Origin of the sequence: Lentilitoribacter sp. EG35, from assembly GCF_040784015.1 — a bacterium.
GTDB lineage: Bacteria > Pseudomonadota > Alphaproteobacteria > Rhizobiales > Rhizobiaceae > Lentilitoribacter.
In genome coordinates this window covers 525,322-542,954 of record NZ_JBFNGQ010000001.1, presented here as the reverse complement: position 1 = coordinate 542,954, position 17,633 = coordinate 525,322, and the positions used below count along the sequence as shown (strand labels likewise).

General features: G+C 44.8%; 13 protein-coding genes. 6 read left to right on the top strand and 7 right to left on the bottom strand.

The features are described 5' to 3' along the window. The first annotated feature begins 3 nt into the window (after nt 1-3). The 6 genes from AB2J24_RS02500 to AB2J24_RS02475 all read left to right on the top strand — a co-directional run bounded on the left by AB2J24_RS02500 (nt 4) and on the right by AB2J24_RS02475 (nt 8,211). Nucleotides 4-552 (top strand): CvpA family protein, encoded by a 549-nt coding sequence (locus AB2J24_RS02500; protein ID WP_162652461.1) that lies wholly within the window; start codon nt 4-6, stop codon nt 550-552. 48 nt (nt 553-600) lie between these two features. Next, the gene (purF, locus tag AB2J24_RS02495) at nt 601-2,091 is read left to right on the top strand and encodes an amidophosphoribosyltransferase (protein WP_162652462.1); all 1,491 of its coding nucleotides are present in this window, start codon (nt 601-603) and stop codon (nt 2,089-2,091) included. Nucleotides 2,092-2,101: 10 nt separating this feature from the next. After that, nucleotides 2,102-2,842, top strand: coding sequence for an SDR family NAD(P)-dependent oxidoreductase (locus tag AB2J24_RS02490; protein ID WP_367384300.1), 741 nt, complete (start codon nt 2,102-2,104; stop codon nt 2,840-2,842). A gap of 174 nt (nt 2,843-3,016) precedes the next feature. Continuing rightward, nucleotides 3,017-3,565: a PadR family transcriptional regulator gene (locus AB2J24_RS02485; protein ID WP_367384299.1), complete on the top strand. Its 549-nt coding sequence runs from the start codon at nt 3,017-3,019 to the stop codon at nt 3,563-3,565. A 12-nt stretch (nt 3,566-3,577) separates the two neighbouring features. Continuing rightward, on the top strand, nt 3,578-4,705 hold the full coding sequence (locus tag AB2J24_RS02480) for an efflux RND transporter periplasmic adaptor subunit (RefSeq protein ID WP_162652465.1): 1,128 nt from the start codon (nt 3,578-3,580) through the stop codon (nt 4,703-4,705). Then, nucleotides 4,702-8,211, top strand: a complete 3,510-nt coding sequence (locus AB2J24_RS02475; RefSeq protein WP_367384298.1) for an efflux RND transporter permease subunit — start codon at nt 4,702-4,704, stop codon at nt 8,209-8,211. The genes AB2J24_RS02480 and AB2J24_RS02475 overlap by 4 nt, the downstream gene beginning before the upstream one ends. A gap of 65 nt (nt 8,212-8,276) precedes the next feature. On the opposite strand, the gene AB2J24_RS02470 is transcribed toward AB2J24_RS02475, so the two are convergent. The 7 genes from AB2J24_RS02470 to cysS form a co-directional block, all read right to left on the bottom strand. Beyond that, nucleotides 8,277-9,134 carry a CDP-alcohol phosphatidyltransferase family protein gene (locus tag AB2J24_RS02470; protein WP_162652467.1) on the bottom strand — a complete coding sequence of 286 codons (858 nt, stop codon included), beginning with the start codon at nt 9,132-9,134 and terminating at the stop codon, nt 8,277-8,279. Between the two features lie 11 nt (nt 9,135-9,145). Beyond that, nucleotides 9,146-9,844: a phosphatidylserine decarboxylase gene (locus tag AB2J24_RS02465; RefSeq protein WP_367384297.1), complete on the bottom strand. Its 699-nt coding sequence runs from the start codon at nt 9,842-9,844 to the stop codon at nt 9,146-9,148. Between the two features lie 91 nt (nt 9,845-9,935). After that, a complete protein-coding gene (locus AB2J24_RS02460; protein ID WP_367384296.1) occupies nt 9,936-11,822 on the bottom strand; it encodes an ABCB family ABC transporter ATP-binding protein/permease in 1,887 nt (628 codons plus the stop codon). 16 nt (nt 11,823-11,838) lie between these two features. Then, a complete protein-coding gene (locus tag AB2J24_RS02455; protein ID WP_367384295.1) occupies nt 11,839-12,186 on the bottom strand; it encodes an ArsR/SmtB family transcription factor in 348 nt (115 codons plus the stop codon). 67 nt (nt 12,187-12,253) lie between these two features. Continuing rightward, a complete protein-coding gene (locus AB2J24_RS02450) occupies nt 12,254-14,218 on the bottom strand; it encodes a LysM peptidoglycan-binding domain-containing protein (protein ID WP_367384294.1) in 1,965 nt (654 codons plus the stop codon). 147 nt (nt 14,219-14,365) lie between these two features. Beyond that, nucleotides 14,366-15,982, bottom strand: a complete 1,617-nt coding sequence (cimA, locus tag AB2J24_RS02445; protein WP_162652471.1) for a citramalate synthase — start codon at nt 15,980-15,982, stop codon at nt 14,366-14,368. A 35-nt stretch (nt 15,983-16,017) separates the two neighbouring features. After that, on the bottom strand, nt 16,018-17,439 hold the full coding sequence (gene cysS, locus AB2J24_RS02440; RefSeq protein WP_162652472.1) for a cysteine--tRNA ligase: 1,422 nt from the start codon (nt 17,437-17,439) through the stop codon (nt 16,018-16,020). Nucleotides 17,440-17,633: the final 194 nt, after the last annotated feature.

Sequence of the window (17,633 nt, the reverse complement as noted above, 5' to 3'; positions counted from 1 at the left end):
AATATGCCTATCACATTATTTGACGGAATTTTTATCGGCGTCACACTTGTATCTGCGATGCTTGCTATGGTGCGTGGTTTTTCACGCGAGGTTCTAGCTGTTGCTTCTTGGGTTGCAGCCGCTGCAGCTGCATTTTTCTTGTATCCATACCTGGAGCCTTATGCGCTGCAATACACATCGTCTAAATCTCTTGCGGCCATTGGATCAGCCGCTGCAATTTTTCTGGTTACATTGATTATCGTTTCTTATATCACAATGCGACTTGCAGATTTCATCATTGATAGCCGTATCGGCGTTCTGGATCGCACATTAGGATTTGTATTTGGTGCCGCTCGCGGTGTTTTAATCATGGTTGTGGCCGTGCAATTCTTAAATTGGCTTATTGCTGAAGAAAAACAACCAACATGGATAGCTGAAGCAAAATCTAAACCTCTTTTGGACTCGCTCGGCGTTAAACTTGTTAATATATTACCTGAAGACGCAGATAGCTCTATTATCGACAGCATCCGCAAGAAAAGCGAAGACGACGCTACTGGCGATACTGACGCATAGAATTTATAAATCTGACTTTTTAAAGTCTAAATGAATGGATAGCTCCATATGACACTCGCCGATTTTTCTAATGCAGAATGTTCGATCGATGATGCAGAAGCAGATTCCTTACATGAAGAATGCGGTGTATTTGGTATTTTAGACCACCCAGATGCTACGACCTTAACAGCATTAGGCCTTCACGCCCTTCAACATCGCGGGCAAGAAGCAACAGGCATCGTCACCTTTAATGGTGAACAATTTCATTCAGAACGAAGGTTGGGTCTTGTAGGAGATCACTATACTGACCCAGCGGTTTTAGCCCGACTGCCAGGGAATATGGCGATTGGCCATGTGCGATACTCTACAACAGGAGGCGAAGGGTTACGCAATATCCAACCGCTTTTTGCCGAATTGCACAATGGCGGCATTGCAATTGCACATAACGGCAATTTCACCAATGGTTTAACACTTCGCAATCAGCTAATTTCCAGCGGCGCTATTTGCCAATCTACATCGGACTCTGAAGTTGTTCTGCATCTAATAGCGCGCTCGTGGCACAAATCATCCGCAGATCGTTTTGCTGATGCCATATCCCATATTGAAGGCGGCTTTGCGATGCTTGCCCTCACCCGCACAAAACTGATCGCCGCGCGCGACCCTAACGGCATCCGCCCGCTTGTCATGGGTGATCTCGATGGTAAGCCAATATTTTGTTCAGAAACCTGCGCACTCGATATTATTGGCGCAAAGTTTGTGCGAGACGTTGAAAACGGCGAACTAATTATTTGCGAACGACAAGCGGATGGTTCAATTTCAATTGAAAGCCGTAAGTCTACCGTCAAACAACCAGAGAAAATATGTTTGTTTGAATATGTCTATTTCGCCAGACCGGATTCGATCGTAGGTGGTCGTAATGTGTATGAAACACGTAAACGTTCAGGTATTAATTTGGCTCAAGAAGCGCCTGTTGAAGCTGATGTCGTAGTACCTGTACCAGATGGCGGCACACCTGCAGCCATTGGCTACGCGCAAGAAAGTGGTATCCCGTTTGAACTCGGGATCATTCGCAATCACTACGTTGGACGAACCTTTATCGAGCCGACACAACAGATTCGCGCTCTTGGCGTAAAATTAAAGCATTCTGCCAACCCAGGTGTAGTCGCCGGCAAAAGAGTTGTCCTTATTGATGATTCTATTGTTCGCGGAACAACATCGATAAAAATTGTAGAAATGATGCGAGAGGCTGGCGCTCTTGAGGTTCATATCCGGGTCGCAAGTCCAGAAATCTACTATCCTGATTTCTATGGTATTGACACACCAGACCGAGATGGGTTGCTTGCTAATCAACATGAAACACTAGAAGAAATGCGTAAGCATATAGGCGCAGATTCACTGAAATTTATAAGTATTGATGGGCTTTACGATGCGGTTGGTGGTATAAAGCGGGATGCTAAATCACCACAATTTACCGATCACTATTTCACTGGTGATTATCCCACACGCCTTGCCGATCAAGAAAACGTTAGTCAACTGCGACGTGCAGCAATGCTCGCCTAGGTCAATTTAAATGAATGATAATCTTGAAAATAAAGTCGCACTTGTTACCGGTGCATCGCGCGGAATTGGCTTTGCAACTGCGGTAGAGTTAGCAAAAAATGGTGCTCACGTGATCGCGCTTGCCAGAACTGTAGGTGGCTTAGAAGAACTCGATGATGAAATTCAAAAGGTTGGTGGCAACGCAACTTTAATCCCTCACGACCTCATGGATCTTGATGGAATCGACAATATTGGTTCTGCACTGCAAGAACGTTTTGGTAAACTCGACATTCTCGTTGCAAATGCCGCAATGCTTGGCCCAATCACCCCTATTGGCCACATTGATGCCAAGATATTTGAAAAAGTTATGCATCTAAACGTTACAGCAACTTGGCGTTTAATCCGATCCGTCGAACCTTTGTTAGCAAAATCTGACTCAGGCCGCGCCGCTATTATATCATCTGGTGTCGCACATTCCTGCAAGCCATTTTGGGGCGCATATTCAACATCAAAAGCGGCAGTAGAAGCTTTGGCGCGGGTTTGGGCTGCAGAAGTTGAAAAGCGCGGTATATGTGTCAATTCTGTTAATCCCGGCGCAACCCGCACAGCAATGCGTGCTCAAGCGATGCCTGGAGAAAATGCGGATACACTTCCCCTCGCAGAAGAAGTCGCTGCGAAAATTGTGCCCATCTTCGCACCTGGTGTAACCGTTACAGGTAAGCTTTTTGATGTAAGAAAAGAAAAGTTTCTTAACTACCAGCTACCAAGTTAAAATTGGCATTAGACCGTATCTCAACATAATAAAATATGAGCTATATTTGATTTGCACTTAGCATCTGCTTACCAAGTATATTCTTTTTCGATATATGATTTTTTATAATCATACTTGCATTTTATATATCGAATTGATATATGCCGATGAACAATATATCGGAAACAGCCAACCATGAATATTCGAACACTCTGCCTTGCAATTTTAAATTTCGGCCAAGCAACTGGTTATGAAATAAAAAAAATGTCGTCGGAAACGCACTATGCATATTTTGTTGATGCAAGTTATGGTTCGATATATCCAGCATTGAACAAGCTCGAAGCCGAAGGGTTTTTGACCTCACACGAAGAACGTGAACCGGGGAAGCCAGCGCGTAAAGTCTACTCAATTACTGAAGCAGGCCGAACAGAGCTCACCACACACATGGTCGAGCCTCCCAAGCAAGATACATTTAAATCAGAGTTCTTATTGATCGCGATGTGTGCAGAATTGCTGGACCGTGAAACTCTTGTCAATGCAATTGACCACCGAATAAAGCAGCTTGAGAACGATCTAGAGTTTATAAATAAGTCCTGTCGTGAAACAGAGCACGAGGGCACGAAATGGATCGCAGATTATGGGCATGACTGCCAAAAGAACTCGCTTGATTACCTTATTAAAAACAGAAAAAAACTTGAATCGCTCGCAAAAGTGTCCTCCCAAGCACTTACGCCAGCAGAATAATTGGAGTAACTCATGGCCTTCGGCTTAAAAGGTTCACATATCGTTGCAGTACTCATTGCAGGCGGCGTAATTGGTTGGATGCTGCAAGGCGACATCATTGTCGGCGGGCAGGCAGAATCTGAAAATGCAACCCCACCACCCGCCGAACGAGCTGGCTCGGAACAGATATTACAAAAAGTTCGTTTCACGACTATTTCACCTGAAATTCGCGAACAAGTACTCTCTTTACGAGGAAGAACAGAAGCAGCTTCAATTGTTCAAGTAAGAGCGGAAACATCTGGTGTTGTTGAAGAGCGCTTCATCGAAAAAGGCGACTTCGTCAAAGAGGGAGACCTTCTCTGTCGTCTGGATGCCGGCGTACGAAAATCAGCCCTACTGCAGGCAAAAACAGGCCTTATTCAGGCCGAGTCTGATTATCTTGCACATAAGCAATTGCAAGAGCAAGGTTACAGTACAAATGCTAAATTGCTTGCCATGCAATCAGCAAAAGATGCTGCCAAAGCTCGTCTGGAACAGGCAGAAAAAGAGCTGGAAAACATCGATGTTATCGCGAAGGCTTCAGGTACAGCTCAAGACCCAATTGCTGAAATTGGGAACCTTTTAAATCCCGGTGATATCTGTGCTACAATCGTACAATCAAACCCAATGAAATTCATTGGGCAGGTATCTGAGCGTAGTGTCGCAGCCATTAAGAATGGTGATCGAGCGTTAGTTGGCCTGGTCTCTGGTGAGCAGGTTTCAGGTAAAATCCGCTATATTGCGCCAACTGCAGACCAACAAACTCGAACATTTCGCGTTGAAATCGAAATTCCAAATGATCAGAATCGCATTCGTGATGGAATTACTGCAACGGCAAATATCGCACTAGCTTCTGATGAAGCCTATCAGATTAAGGCGTCATGGTTGACGCTGGCCGATAATGGTAATGTCGGCGTCAGAGTTATCGGTGATGATGACGTCGTCGATTTTGTCGAACTCAAGATCTTGGCTCAAACACCTGACACAATGTGGGTTAGTGGCTTGGCCAACGGACAACGTGTAATCACAGTCGGGCAAGAGTATGTGGCTGCGGGGCAGAAAGTCCTCGGTGTCGAAGAAACTGCAAAAAATCAGACTTCCCTTAGAGAGCAACAATCATGATTGAAGCACTTCAGGCAATAATTTCTCGCCCAAAAACAGTTCTAACGCTGATGGTCGTTTTGGTTATCGCAGGCGTTATGACGTATATAAATGTGCCAAAAGAGGCGAACCCTGACATCGATGTTCCGGTTTATTTTGTAACCGTATCACAGCAGGGTATCTCACCACGCGATGCTGAACGATTGCTTGTCCGACCGCTCGAAACACAGTTGCGCGGATTGGACGGTCTTAAAGAGATTACGACTGTTTCAAACGAAGGACTAGCATTAGCAGTCTTGGAATTTACCATTGATTCAGACAAAGACCTCGTGCTTGCGGCCATTCGAGATAAAGTTGACAAAGCAAAGGCCGAGTTCCCTGCAGAAGCCGATGAACCGAACATTGCGGAAACAAATTTTGCACTTGAACCGACAATTATTGTAACACTTTCAGGTCAAGTTCCTGAACGAACTTTAACCAGCTTTGCCAACCGCTTATCTGATGAAATTGAATCAATTTCAACAGTGCGTGAAGCGACACTAAATGGCGATCGGGACGAAGTTTTGGAGGTTATCTTAGATCTGACAAAACTTGAATCTTATAACATTACCCAAATTGAACTTATCAATGCAGTAAGTAGTAACAACCAACTTGTGCCTGCTGGATTTATCGATGATGGACAAGGTAGATTTAATGTTAAAGTTCCCGGACTTTTAGAAAATGCACAAGACGTGTACTCCATACCGATCAAACAAAATGGTGAGGGTGTCGTCACACTTGGTGATGTTGCAGAAATTCGCCCAACTTACAAAGAAGCATCGAGTTATACTCGTGTGAACGGCGAGCCTGCCATATCTATATCCGTTGTTAAACGGATCGGTACGAACATTATTGCAAACAACGAAACAGTTCGCGAAGTCGTAAACGAATTTACGAAGGATTGGCCTCAGACAATTAAAGTCAGTTTTTTGATCGATCAGTCAAGTTTCATTTTTGAGGTTCTGGGTTCACTACAATCATCTATCATGACGGCAATTGTTCTCGTGATGATCTGCGTTGTGTGGGCGTTAGGTATTCGCTCCGGACTTCTCGTCGGTCTGGCTATCCCAGGCTCATTCATGGTCGCATTCCTGATCGTTGGCTCACTGGGCATGACCGTGAATATGATGGTGATGTTCGGTATGGTGATCACCGTTGGTATGCTTGTTGATGGTGCCATTGTGGTGACCGAATATGCCGATCGGAAGATAACCGAGGGCATGGAAGCAGGCGAAGCCTACAAGCGTTCTGCACGATTGATGTTTTGGCCGGTGGTATCATCTACGGCTACGACACTTGCAGCGTTCCTGCCGCTTCTTCTATGGCCAGGCGTACCCGGCGAGTTCATGAGCTATCTGCCGCGTATGGTAATTATTGTACTGTCAGCTTCTTTACTTACAGCACTCGTATTCCTGCCTGTAACAGGGACTTTGTTCGCTAAGGTTTCCGTGCTCATCGCAAAGTTTGCAAAGTATATTGTATCCCTGCTGGCTGCAGGACTCGTCGGCGCAGGATTGTGGCTATCCCCTAATCTCAACGAATTTCCAGTCGAAATGAAGGCTGGCGTGGTAGCTGTTGCTGCAATTTTTGTTGCCGTATTCTCTGCATTCATTTTCACATTGGTATCAGGTCGTAAACGCGATGAAGAGGTTATCGATGGAAATGCTCGAATGTTATCTGCGGAAGCTGAACTCGATATCAAAAAGCTTACGGGCTTTACAGGAGTGTACTCTCGTTTTCTAAGTATGTTTATTGGTAACATTTTTGGAAATATCGTCGTTCTTGTTGCCGTTATAGCAATGACTGTATTTTCCTTCTCCTATTTTGGAGCAAATAACAAAGGTGTTGAATTCTTCGTGGATGAAGAGCCTGATGTCGCTATCGTATTGGTTTCAGTGCGTGGCAACAGGTCAGCTGCAGAAATTCGTGATCTTGTGACCGAGGTCGATGAGCGTATTCTGGCAATTCCGGGTATTGAAAATTCAGTTATGAATGCCAGTGCGGGCTCAGGCGGTGCAGACAATCCAATTGGTGGCGTTCAAGATAAACCCGCTGATACAGTGGGTGAAATTACGATCGAACTTGCTGACTTCTGTTGCAGACGTGTAGCTGCTGATATTTTTGATGATATCCGTCAACAGACGGCCGACATTGCCGGTATCCGTGTCGAGGTAAAGAAAATCGAAGGTGGGCCGCCAACCGGTAAAGATGTCCGTTTGGAGATCAAGTCCACCAATTACGAAACAATGATAGCAACTGTTTCTAAAGTCCGTCAGCATTTTGACAGCCTTGAATTACTTGCGGACCAGGAAGATGGTCGCCCTTTGCCTGGTATCGAATGGCAACTTGATGTTGATCGTGTGCAAGCGGGCAGATATCAAACCTCAATTACCGAAGTCGGGTCAATGGTACAACTCGTGACCAACGGCGTGATGATCGGTAAATACCGTCCTGATAATTCGCAAGACGAAGTTGAAATACGAGTTCGACTGCCAAAAGACCAGCGAACACTCGATCAGTTTGACCAAATTAGAATAAATACTCCAAACGGTCAGGTGCCTGTTTCAAACTTTGTAACTCGTGAACCAGTCGCAAAAGTCTCGTCAATTGTCCGTAGAGATGGCCTCTACGCAATGGATATTAAGGCGAGCCTAGCTGCTGGTGCCCAATTTGATGGCCGAGATGCGACACCAGATGATGCAGTTGGCGTTATTCAAGAGTGGCTTGATACTCAAGAATGGCCGGATAGTGTCTTTATAAAGTTCCGCGGTGCGGATGAAGAGCAAAAAGAGTCTGAAACATTCCTTGCTAACGCTGCGATGGGTGCATTGTTTATGATGTTCATCATCCTTCTGACCCAGTTTAACTCATTCTACCAGACAGTTATTACGCTTTCGACAGTGATTTTGGCTGTCTCAGGTGTATTGATCGGTATGGTGTTAACGGGGCAGAAATTCTCGATCATCATGACAGGTACGGGCGTAATTGCGCTCGCCGGTATTGTGGTGAACAATGCGATTGTTTTGATCGATACGTTCAACCGTATGAGAGAAGATGGTGTGACCGATATTCGTCAGGCCGTTATTAAGACAGCCGCACAACGTTTGCGCCCTATCTTACTGACAACTGGAACAACCATTTTGGGCCTTATTCCAATGGCGCTTCAGATCAACTTTAACTTCTTTACGCAAACGACGTCAGTGGGCGGCATCACTTCAATCTGGTGGGTACAGCTCTCAACCGCTATTATCTCAGGACTTGCTTACTCAACGGTTTTAACTCTTGTGATGATACCCACTCTTCTAGCATTGCCAAATAACATAATGGGCACAGCTGCGTGGCTCCGTTTTGACATTAAATCGATTTTTAGAAGAAAGAAGAAGGATACGCTGGATGACGATGAGATTACCGATCAAGACGAGATCGATAACAACAAAGGTCCAGCGAATGAGAATAATCAAGAAACGGTTCGTGAGGCTGCCGAGTAGCTCCAAGCGAAACTAAACTCCAGTCAACTCAGGCGGCATTGATTAAAATTCAATGCCGCTTTTTTTTACTTCTTCTTTTTAGGAGATCTTCGTTGATCCAACGATGCATCTTCATCCAGTTGCGGCGAGCGCGCACCATATCTTTTAGACCAAACATAAGCACCAAATGGTAATGAGAGCAAATAAGCCAGCGTTGTTAGTGTCAGCGTTTGCCAAGTAAAGCTGGCAAGAAGCCAAACATATAAAACAGCAACCAGAATGATCGGCAAAAATCGATCACGACGGATACTTTGCCCCATATCCTTACCAGAAAACACAGGAACACGACTAATAAGCAAAAAGGCAATGACCATAGTATAAAGCGAAGCAATAACAGCAAAGGTCATGCTGGCTTCAATACCCAGAAATCCTAAATAGAGCGGTAGCAGTACAAGCAGCGCGCCCAGCGGCGCGGGAACACCTAAAAAGAAAGCATCCTCCCAAACTTGTCGTTCCTCGCGCTCAAGCATCACATTAAAACGAGCCAAGCGTAACACATTTGAAATTGCGTAAAGCAGGGCCGCAACCCAGCCAATTGATGGCGCAATATGCAATAGATAGGCGTGTAGAACTAGCGCCGGTACAACGCCAAAATTAATGGCATCTGCCAATGAATCCAGCTGGGCGCCAAAATTTGTTTGGGCCTTTAGTAAACGCGCGGCGCGACCATCGAGTCCGTCGAGAAATGCCGCGACAAGCACCATCATAACGGCCATTTCAAAACGCCCCTCATAGGCAAGGCGAACACCTGTTAAGCCTGCGCATATTGCAAGTACTGTAATCACATTTGGGATTAATAGACGGCGTGGAATCTCACGTAAACGAGGACCTCTATCCGAGTTATCGCCACCATTCACATCTTCAGACGAATTTGTAGGCTCCATAAATTCTCCTATTAGTCACGCCTGCTAGAAACGGGGGCACCTTTGGTACCAAACTCAGCAAGAACAGTTTCCCCAGCAATGGCTGATTGACCAATTGAGACAAGTGGTCTTGCGTCCAGCGGTAGGAATACATCCAACCTAGAACCAAAACGAATAAGTCCAAATCGTTCACCTGCATTCAAATGATCATTTTCCTTAGACCAACACATGATCCGCCTCGCAACCAATCCTGCGATCTGAACAACGCCGATTTCTCCGTGATCTGTCTTGATAACCATGCCGTTACGCTCGTTCTCCGAACTGGCTTTATCTAACTCAGCATTCAAGAAGCTGCCAGCTTTATAGCTTATAGAACGAATTTCACCCGTCATCGGTGCTCGGTTCACATGGCAATTAAATACATTCATGAAAACTGAGATACGCCACATCTCGTCATCGCCAAGCTCTAGTTCGGAAGGTGGAATCATTTTCATAACCGACGATACACGTCCGTCCGCTGGGCTGATTGCCCAATCTTTTTCAATAGGGGTTACCCGTTCAGGGTCACGAAAAAAATATGCACACCAAGCGGTCAGAACCATACCAACCCAAAAAAGCGGCGAGAACAACCACCCAAGAACGACCGATATTCCGAAGAATAGGCCGATAAATTTATAACCTTCTGGATGAACTGGCACAAAGGAATTGCGTATACTATCAACGATGCTCATTTTGACCTTCAAAATTATTAAGTTACGCTATTGCTAACGGCAAATTTGCGCCGATGCAATTGAGAAGCAACTTCGCAGAACAAAATTCAGCTTATTCTGAAACAGGATCGGTCTTTTTTCGCTTTATGATGCCAAGTTCATCGCTTTCGTGCACCCGTTTGAGGTTCTCTTCCGCCTCTGTAGCTTCGCGCTGACGATCCCACATAGATGCGTACAATCCATTTTGGCTTAATAAATTTGAATGTTTGCCACGTTCGGCTATCAAACCATCCTTTAGAACGATAATCTCATCAGCGTTGATCACGGTAGAAAGTCTATGCGCGATGACCAACGTTGTTCGCCCTTTGGACACAAAATCTAGCGATGCCTGAATTTCCTGTTCCGTCGCCGTATCAAGCGCAGATGTCGCCTCATCAAGAATGAGAATTGGTGGCGCCTTCAAGATCGTACGTGCAATTGCGACACGTTGTTTTTCTCCGCCTGAGAGTTTTAATCCACGCTCACCAACCATAGATTTGTAACCATCTGGCAGCGATTTTATGAAACTGCCGATTTGAGCCATTTCTGCGGCTTCCGCCACGTCTTCTTTTGATGCGCTTACGCGTCCATAGGCGATATTATATTCAATCGTGTCATTAAAAAGCACCGTATCTTGCGGCACCATCCCTATAACTTTACGCAAACTTTTTTGTTTCACATCACAAACATTCTGGCCATCAATGCTAACAGTTCCCTTCTGCACATCATAAAATCTAAATAGAAGACGCGAAAGCGTAGATTTCCCGGCACCAGAGGGCCCAACAATCGCGACGGTCTTTCCTGCAGGCACATCAAAGGAAATACCTTTTAGTATGGGACGATTTTGATCATAGGCAAAATGAACATCCGAAAATCTGATCGCCCCATCCTTGATATCCAAATCAAAAGCATCAGCTGAATCCTTGATTTCTGCCTCGACATCCAAAAGATCAAACATCTGCTCAATATCGGTAAGGGCTTGCCGAATTTCGCGATACACAAACCCAATAAAATTTAAAGGTATGGATAATTGCATCAGCATCACATTAATCAACACAAAATCTCCAATAGAATGCTGACCTTGCCCCACGGCTATTGCGGACATGACCATCATGATAGTCATGCCAATGCCAAATATGGTTCCCTGCCCCATATTCAACCATCCAAGCGACGTCCAAACCTGCGTGGCAGATTTCTCATAATCTTTCATAGAAACATCAAACCGCTTGGCTTCCATGTCCTCATTGCCAAAATATTTAACCGTTTCAAAGTTTAAGAGGGAATCAATCGCTTTTGTGTTGGCTTCTGTATCAGAATGATTCATGTCTTTGCGTATTTGAATACGCCAATCACTGGCCCTGACTGTAAACCAGATATAGAGCCAAATCGTAAGCGCTGCGACCGTGACATAAGACAACCCATAGGCAAAAAGGAAGATAACTGCAGTGAGCGCAAACTCCAAAACTGTCGGAGCTAAATTCAAAATGGTGAACCGAACCAGCGTCTCAATGCCTTTGGTGCCACGTTCAATGATACGAGACAGACCTCCGGTTCTGCGTTCCAGATGAAACCGTAACGAAAGCTGGTGCATGTGGATGAAAGTTTTAAAAGCCAACTGGCGCACGGCATATTGCCCGACGCGAGCAAATAAGGCGTCTCGTAACTGATTAAAACCCCATTGGACAAGGCGCGCAGTATTATAAGCAATCACAAGCATAACTGGCGCCAACAGCATCTCTGGCAAATAGCTCGAATCAAGTTGGCCATTGAGTGCGTCAGTCGCCCATTTAAAAAAGAATGGAACAGAAAGCAGTATTAGTTTTGAAATGAGCAAAAAGCCCATAGCTAAAGCTACACGCCGCTTCAAATCAGGGCGCTCAGATGGCCACATGTAAGGCCAGAGGTTTTTCAAAGACTGATATGGATTTCCACTCTCAGCCGAAACTGTTTTCTCACTCATTCAGTGTATTACCTATCTACTTTTTGGTAACGTTTTTATCGGACGAAGGCATGACTTCACAGTTGCAACACTCATCGAACATGACGTTTAAACTGTCTGACAATTTTGCAAATTCTTCCCGGTTTATTTCATACCAAGAGGATTGTTGTCGGGTTTGATATGTTACCAGACCAGCATTCAGAAGCGTCTTCAGATGTTGGGAAACTGTAGATTGTGCCAAATCAACACGTTCCACTAAGTTTTTCACACAACACGCATTTTCATGCACCAGATGACGAACAATTTTAAGCCGCACTGGATGAGCCAACGCAGAAAGGCGTTTTGCATCATTTTCGAATTTGCATGAAGTGTTTTTAGTATTCATCGTTCATCGTCGATACACGATGAACGATTGTGCGTCAAGTAACACATGAAAGCTATTCCATGCTTAATTAATTTCCCTGAAGCCTCTTTTGGTGCAACTCTTCCGCGTTTTCTAAAGCTTCTTCTGGAACCATAAATATTTGGCCAGGTGCAATTTTATCCGGGTTTTGAATTTGCTCTTGGTTTGCCAGGTAAATTGTCGTGTACCGAACGCCGGCACCATAAGTACGGCGCGCAATCTGCCATAAAGTGTCCCCCTTACGAATAATAACTGATTGAGAGGCAGCAGGCGTTAACGTATCCTGTACAATAGTTTGCGGCTCATCCTTCGTCATAGTATCAGAACTAGCCATAGCTGTTTCAGACTTTACCTTCACATTAGCTGCGTCATTTTTCATAGTTACTTCGGAACCCTCATCGGCGGTTTTCATACTTTCATCTGCATTGCCTTGCTTTGAATCAAGCGCATTTTCAGAACTACTTATGACGGGTCTATCCTGTTTATTCGTACCCTCAGATTTCTGGCTATCTGCAGCATTGCTAGCCATCTCTGTTTTCATCTTTGGTTTTTCGCCTGCGTTCACTGCATTTTGCTCGCTATCTGAAGCTGCAACAGCTGCTGCTGACTGCGCTTCTGGACGGTTGAACGGAACAACGGCTTGAAGTACAATCTCTTTTGTAGATTTATTTTCCAGTGCAGCAGCGATCATATGTTGACCAACGCTTAGTTCTTGCCGGGTTTCAATTAGAAAACGCCCCTCCCCGTTGACATCAACAGCTCCAACTTCAGTGCCATCAACAAGAATACGAACCCTATTACCTTTAGTCGCAACACCTGCAACAAACAGCCTGTCACCCTCAACCTCAACGGCTTCAATTCGGACGACAAAGTTATTTTTCTGCTGGGATACTGTATTTTTTGGAGTTTCAGAGACGCTATTTTCTTCAGCATTTTTTGAAACTACTTCTACAGCGTCTTTGGCAGTATTATCGACATCTTCAACGGCTTCTTTCACCACTGCAACGACAGTTTCAGCGGCATCAGTGGCGTTCTCCATCACCTCATCTTTAGCCATCTCCACCACTTTTGCAGCGGCGGCATCCTCAGTAGGAGCAGACGTTTCACTACTCACATCTGGTTCATTAGCGGCAACCAGGTCTTTACTCTCTTCCGATTTCTCCATCACCTTTTCCGCAGTCGTTTCCAACTCAGAAGTCGCTGCATTTTCGATGTTTTTATCCAATGTTGGCTCAGAAACTGCCGTCTCAACACTCTCGCTCTCGGACGCAGAGACTGTCGGCACTTCTTTTTCCGCTTCTATAGTTTTTTCAGCAGTTACAGTATTTGCAGCAACTTCAACTTTCTCAGATTCTTTTTCAGCTCCATCATTAGCGACCTGTAAGGGCGCTTCTGGTTGAGCAAGAATTCGGCTCGCCTTCCCTGGTTTTGTTATCATAGCTAAGAGTTGACCACTGGCTTCTTCTGGCACGCTTACCACCGCAGTTTCTTCAGAAACCAAAGCATTACCATCTTCGTCTTCCACTTTCAGAGTAAGTTGATAGTCACCTGAATCTAGAGGTTGATCAAAAATAACGGCAAAGTCTCCAGTTGAACCTATTTTAACTTCATTGAGAACTTCGTCTCCGTTCATAACTTTTAAAGTCGTATTTGGTTCACCCTTACCAGCTATAACAGTTGAACCGTCTGGCTCCACGCGCAAAACATCAAATGTCGGCATCTTCCAATTCTCGGTTGGCTCGTCTGGAGCAGCATCGACAGTTTCCTCTTGGGAGCTTTCGCCGGCTTCATTACTTTCCGCGTCATCACCTACCTCTGGCTTCTCATCCTTACTATCAAATTCAGAAACTTGAGCAGAGGTTTCCTCCTTTGCCGTTTGTGAGGTCGTTGGATCATTAGCAACCTGAATAACTTGATCTTCTGGAGTGGAATTCTCTAAGTAAACATAGGCCCCAATTCCGCCGACAACTATAATTCCCGCTAAAGTCGCCAAGATAGCCTTAATATCAAGCATTCAATTCTCCATACACCGAAATAACTGCCATAATTGTTAGCCACTTTATCATGGTGACACAAGCTTGGGCATGGATACATCCACCCAGCACCGCATTTAGTATATAAATACGGCGGACTAGCAATAATTTGACTAAATATTTAGCCTTTATTCCGCCGCAACAAGCCCTGCGAGCTTGCGATTCTTCATAAGTTTAAAAACCACCGAATCCATTAGCGCCTGAAATGAAGCATCAATAATATTCTCTGATACTCCGACAGTTGACCACCGCTGACCTGAACTGTCACGTGATTCGATTAAAACCCGCGTTGTCGCGGCGGTACCGCCATTTAGAATACGAACTTTATAATCAACAAGTTCCAAATCAGATATTTCCGCCTGATACTTGCCCAAATCCTTCCGCAGAGCATTATCAAGCGCATTTACCGGTCCATGACCTTCGGCAACGGACATGGCACTATGTCCATCGATCTCTGCCTTAACAACAGCTTCCGATATTGTTTTGAGTTGACCCTGCGCATCAAATCGACGTTCGACCATCACACGGAAACTATCAACTCGAAAATAAGTCGGAACCGAGCCTAATGTCCGAAGTGCCAGAAGTTCAAATGACGCATCCGCCCCTTCATATGCGTAACCGACAGCTTCGCGGTCTTTGAGAAGTGATATTAATGTATCAAGTCGTGGATCGTCTTTGTCAACTTCAATTCCGCGACGCGTAAGTGCATCGATAAAGTTAGACTTTCCACCCTGATCTGAAACCATTACCTTGCGCGAGTTTCCAACACTTTCCGGCACAATATGTTCATAGGTTTTTGGATCTTTTAAAAGTGCAGACGCATGGATACCGGCCTTTGTGGCAAAGGCCGAAGACCCGACATAGGGCGATTGCGCTTCCGGCGGACGATTAAGAAGTTCATCAAACGCACGCGATGTTTGCGTAATGTTTTTGAGTTTGTCTTCTGCAATGGCGAGTTCAAATCGAGATGCATAAAATGGCTTAAGCAATATTGTCGGTATAATCGTTGTTAGATTGGCATTACCACAACGCTCTCCAATCCCGTTTAATGTTCCTTGTATCTGACATGCACCGGCCTCAATTGCAGCCAATGAATTGGCAACGGCTTGACCGGTGTCATTATGCGCGTGAATGCCGATATTTTCACCCGGAATACCGGAATCAACCAGCTTTTTCACGATAGTCAAAATTTCGTGCGGTAATGTTCCACCATTTGTGTCACAAAGAACAACCCACCGCGCACCTGCATCATAGGCTGTTTTAGCACATGAAATTGCATATTTCGGGTTCGCCTTATAACCATCAAAAAAGTGTTCGCAATCAACAAGGGGCTCCTTGCCAACAGCTACGGTTGCTCGCACAGAATCTGAAATTGTTTCCAGATTTTCTTCATTTGTGCAACCGAGCGCTATTTCGACATGATAGTCCCAGCTTTTTGCAACAAAACAAACCGCTGAACCTCCAGCCTGAAGAAGCGCATTAAGACCGGGATCATTCGATGTTGAAACCCCAGCGCGCTTAGTCATGCCAAACGCTGTAAAAGTTGCATGTTCCGTTCGTGTTTTAGAAAAGAAGTTGGTATCAGTCGGATTAGCTCCAGGATACCCACCTTCTACATAATCAACACCAAGATTATCCAATAAACCAGCAATATGAATTTTATCATCTAGTGAGAAATCAATCCCCGGCGTTTGCTGACCATCGCGTAGGGTTGTATCAAATATGTATATACGTCGTTTACTCATAAGATTGCTCTAGCATTCACAGATTAAATTCAAGATTACCGCTTAACTTCCCAATTGGTAATTCGTTCACCACTATCGGGGTCTTTTCCGTCTTTAAGCAAAACACCCAGTTCGCCGAGTTCATCACGAATTTGATCAGCTTTTGCCCAATTTTTTTCTTTAAGGCAGCCTAAACGGCTCGACACAAGTTCATCGATTTTTGCTACATCTAAATCAGATGTTTCTGCACTTTTGGGAAGAAGCCCCAACAGAGCTGCACTTGCAGCAAATTCTTGCGCAGCGGCTTCACTTGAACCAGCATTCATGGCTAATTTTTGAATAGCTTGAACAGCAGTGACTGTATTCAAATCATCACTTAATGCATCCATAACTTGAGATGAGACTTTACCGTCTTTTAGTTCAACAATTGGCCACTTCTTCCAAATAGCTTCAGCCTCTTCAAGCCGCTTAATCGAGAAATCAATTGGTTCACGATAATGCGTCATCAACATTGCAAGTTTTAAAACCTGCCCTGCCCATTTTCGACCACCAAACTTGTTCGTATTTAACAACTCGCTGATAGTGATGAAGTTTCCTTCAGATTTCGACATCTTTCTACCTTCGAGTTGTAGAAATCCGTTATGCATCCAATAGCGTGCCATATGATCGGTTTCATGAGCGCAGCAAGATTGAGCAATTTCATTTTCATGATGCGGGAAGATAAGATCAAGACCACCACCATGGATATCAAATACTTCTCCAAGGTAGGCCTTTGCCATGACAGAACATTCAATGTGCCAACCAGGTCGCCCTTTAATTTTCTGCGTTTCACCATTTGCAGTATAGTCCGCATCCCAACCAGGGGCAGTCGCCGATGATTCCTTCCACAGAACAAAATCACCTGCGTTTTTCTTATGGTTTTCAACAGCAACGCGAGCACCTGCCATTTGCTCGTCCAACTTACGGTTTGAGAGTTTGCCATATGTGGGCATTGCTTCTGTATCGAACAGAACCTCACGTCCTTGATCACCTTTAGCGATATAGGCAAACCCCTTATCAATCAGGTTCTGCGCCATCGTCGCCATATCATCCACAAATTGCGTGGCCCGCGGTTCGTGATCAGGTGCCAAGCATTCAAGCGCACCAATATCAGCATGATACTGCGCAATGGTCTTCTCCGTTACGTGGGAGATCGCTTCATTTAATGGAAGGTCGGGATAATCACGCAACGCGCGCGCATTTATTTTATCATCAACATCGGTAATATTTCGCACAAATGTAACGTGAGAAGCACCATAAACTTCGCGAAGAAATCTGTTTAGAATATCAAAAACGATAACTGGTCGCGCATTTCCAATATGAGCAAAATCATAAACTGTTGGGCCACAAACATAGACACCAATATTCTCGGTATCGATTGGTTCAAAAACCGATTTTTCACGTTTTAAAGTGTTGTAGAGCATTATCTCGGTGGTCATTTATATCCCTCAAACAGCAAAGTTCATCGTCCGGCTGGTCCGGCGCTTTATGTCGTTGAGTGATAGACGAAAACGGCCAAACCAGCTGTGAGCTAGTTTATAATAATTCCGCAAGTGCAAATAAGTGGCTGTCGCTGCTTCGTTTTCATAAGCTCTTTATGCCGTGCTGATAGATTTCGGTCAAGGTTTTATCT

Coding starts and splice junctions, on each gene's coding strand:
- cimA (WP_162652471.1), bottom strand. CDS start 15,982: ATGAGTAAACGACGTATATACATATTTGATACAACCCTACGCGATGGT.
- AB2J24_RS02450 (WP_367384294.1), bottom strand. CDS start 14,218: ATGCTTGATATTAAGGCTATCTTGGCGACTTTAGCGGGAATTATAGTT.
- AB2J24_RS02455 (WP_367384295.1), bottom strand. CDS start 12,186: ATGAATACTAAAAACACTTCATGCAAATTCGAAAATGATGCAAAACGC.
- AB2J24_RS02465 (WP_367384297.1), bottom strand. CDS start 9,844: ATGAGCATCGTTGATAGTATACGCAATTCCTTTGTGCCAGTTCATCCA.
- AB2J24_RS02500 (WP_162652461.1), top strand. CDS start 4: ATGCCTATCACATTATTTGACGGAATTTTTATCGGCGTCACACTTGTA.
- AB2J24_RS02460 (WP_367384296.1), bottom strand. CDS start 11,822: ATGAGTGAGAAAACAGTTTCGGCTGAGAGTGGAAATCCATATCAGTCT.
- AB2J24_RS02470 (WP_162652467.1), bottom strand. CDS start 9,134: ATGGAGCCTACAAATTCGTCTGAAGATGTGAATGGTGGCGATAACTCG.
- cysS (WP_162652472.1), bottom strand. CDS start 17,439: ATGACCACCGAGATAATGCTCTACAACACTTTAAAACGTGAAAAATCG.
- AB2J24_RS02480 (WP_162652465.1), top strand. CDS start 3,578: ATGGCCTTCGGCTTAAAAGGTTCACATATCGTTGCAGTACTCATTGCA.
- AB2J24_RS02490 (WP_367384300.1), top strand. CDS start 2,102: ATGAATGATAATCTTGAAAATAAAGTCGCACTTGTTACCGGTGCATCG.
- AB2J24_RS02475 (WP_367384298.1), top strand. CDS start 4,702: ATGATTGAAGCACTTCAGGCAATAATTTCTCGCCCAAAAACAGTTCTA.
- AB2J24_RS02485 (WP_367384299.1), top strand. CDS start 3,017: ATGAATATTCGAACACTCTGCCTTGCAATTTTAAATTTCGGCCAAGCA.
- purF (WP_162652462.1), top strand. CDS start 601: ATGACACTCGCCGATTTTTCTAATGCAGAATGTTCGATCGATGATGCA.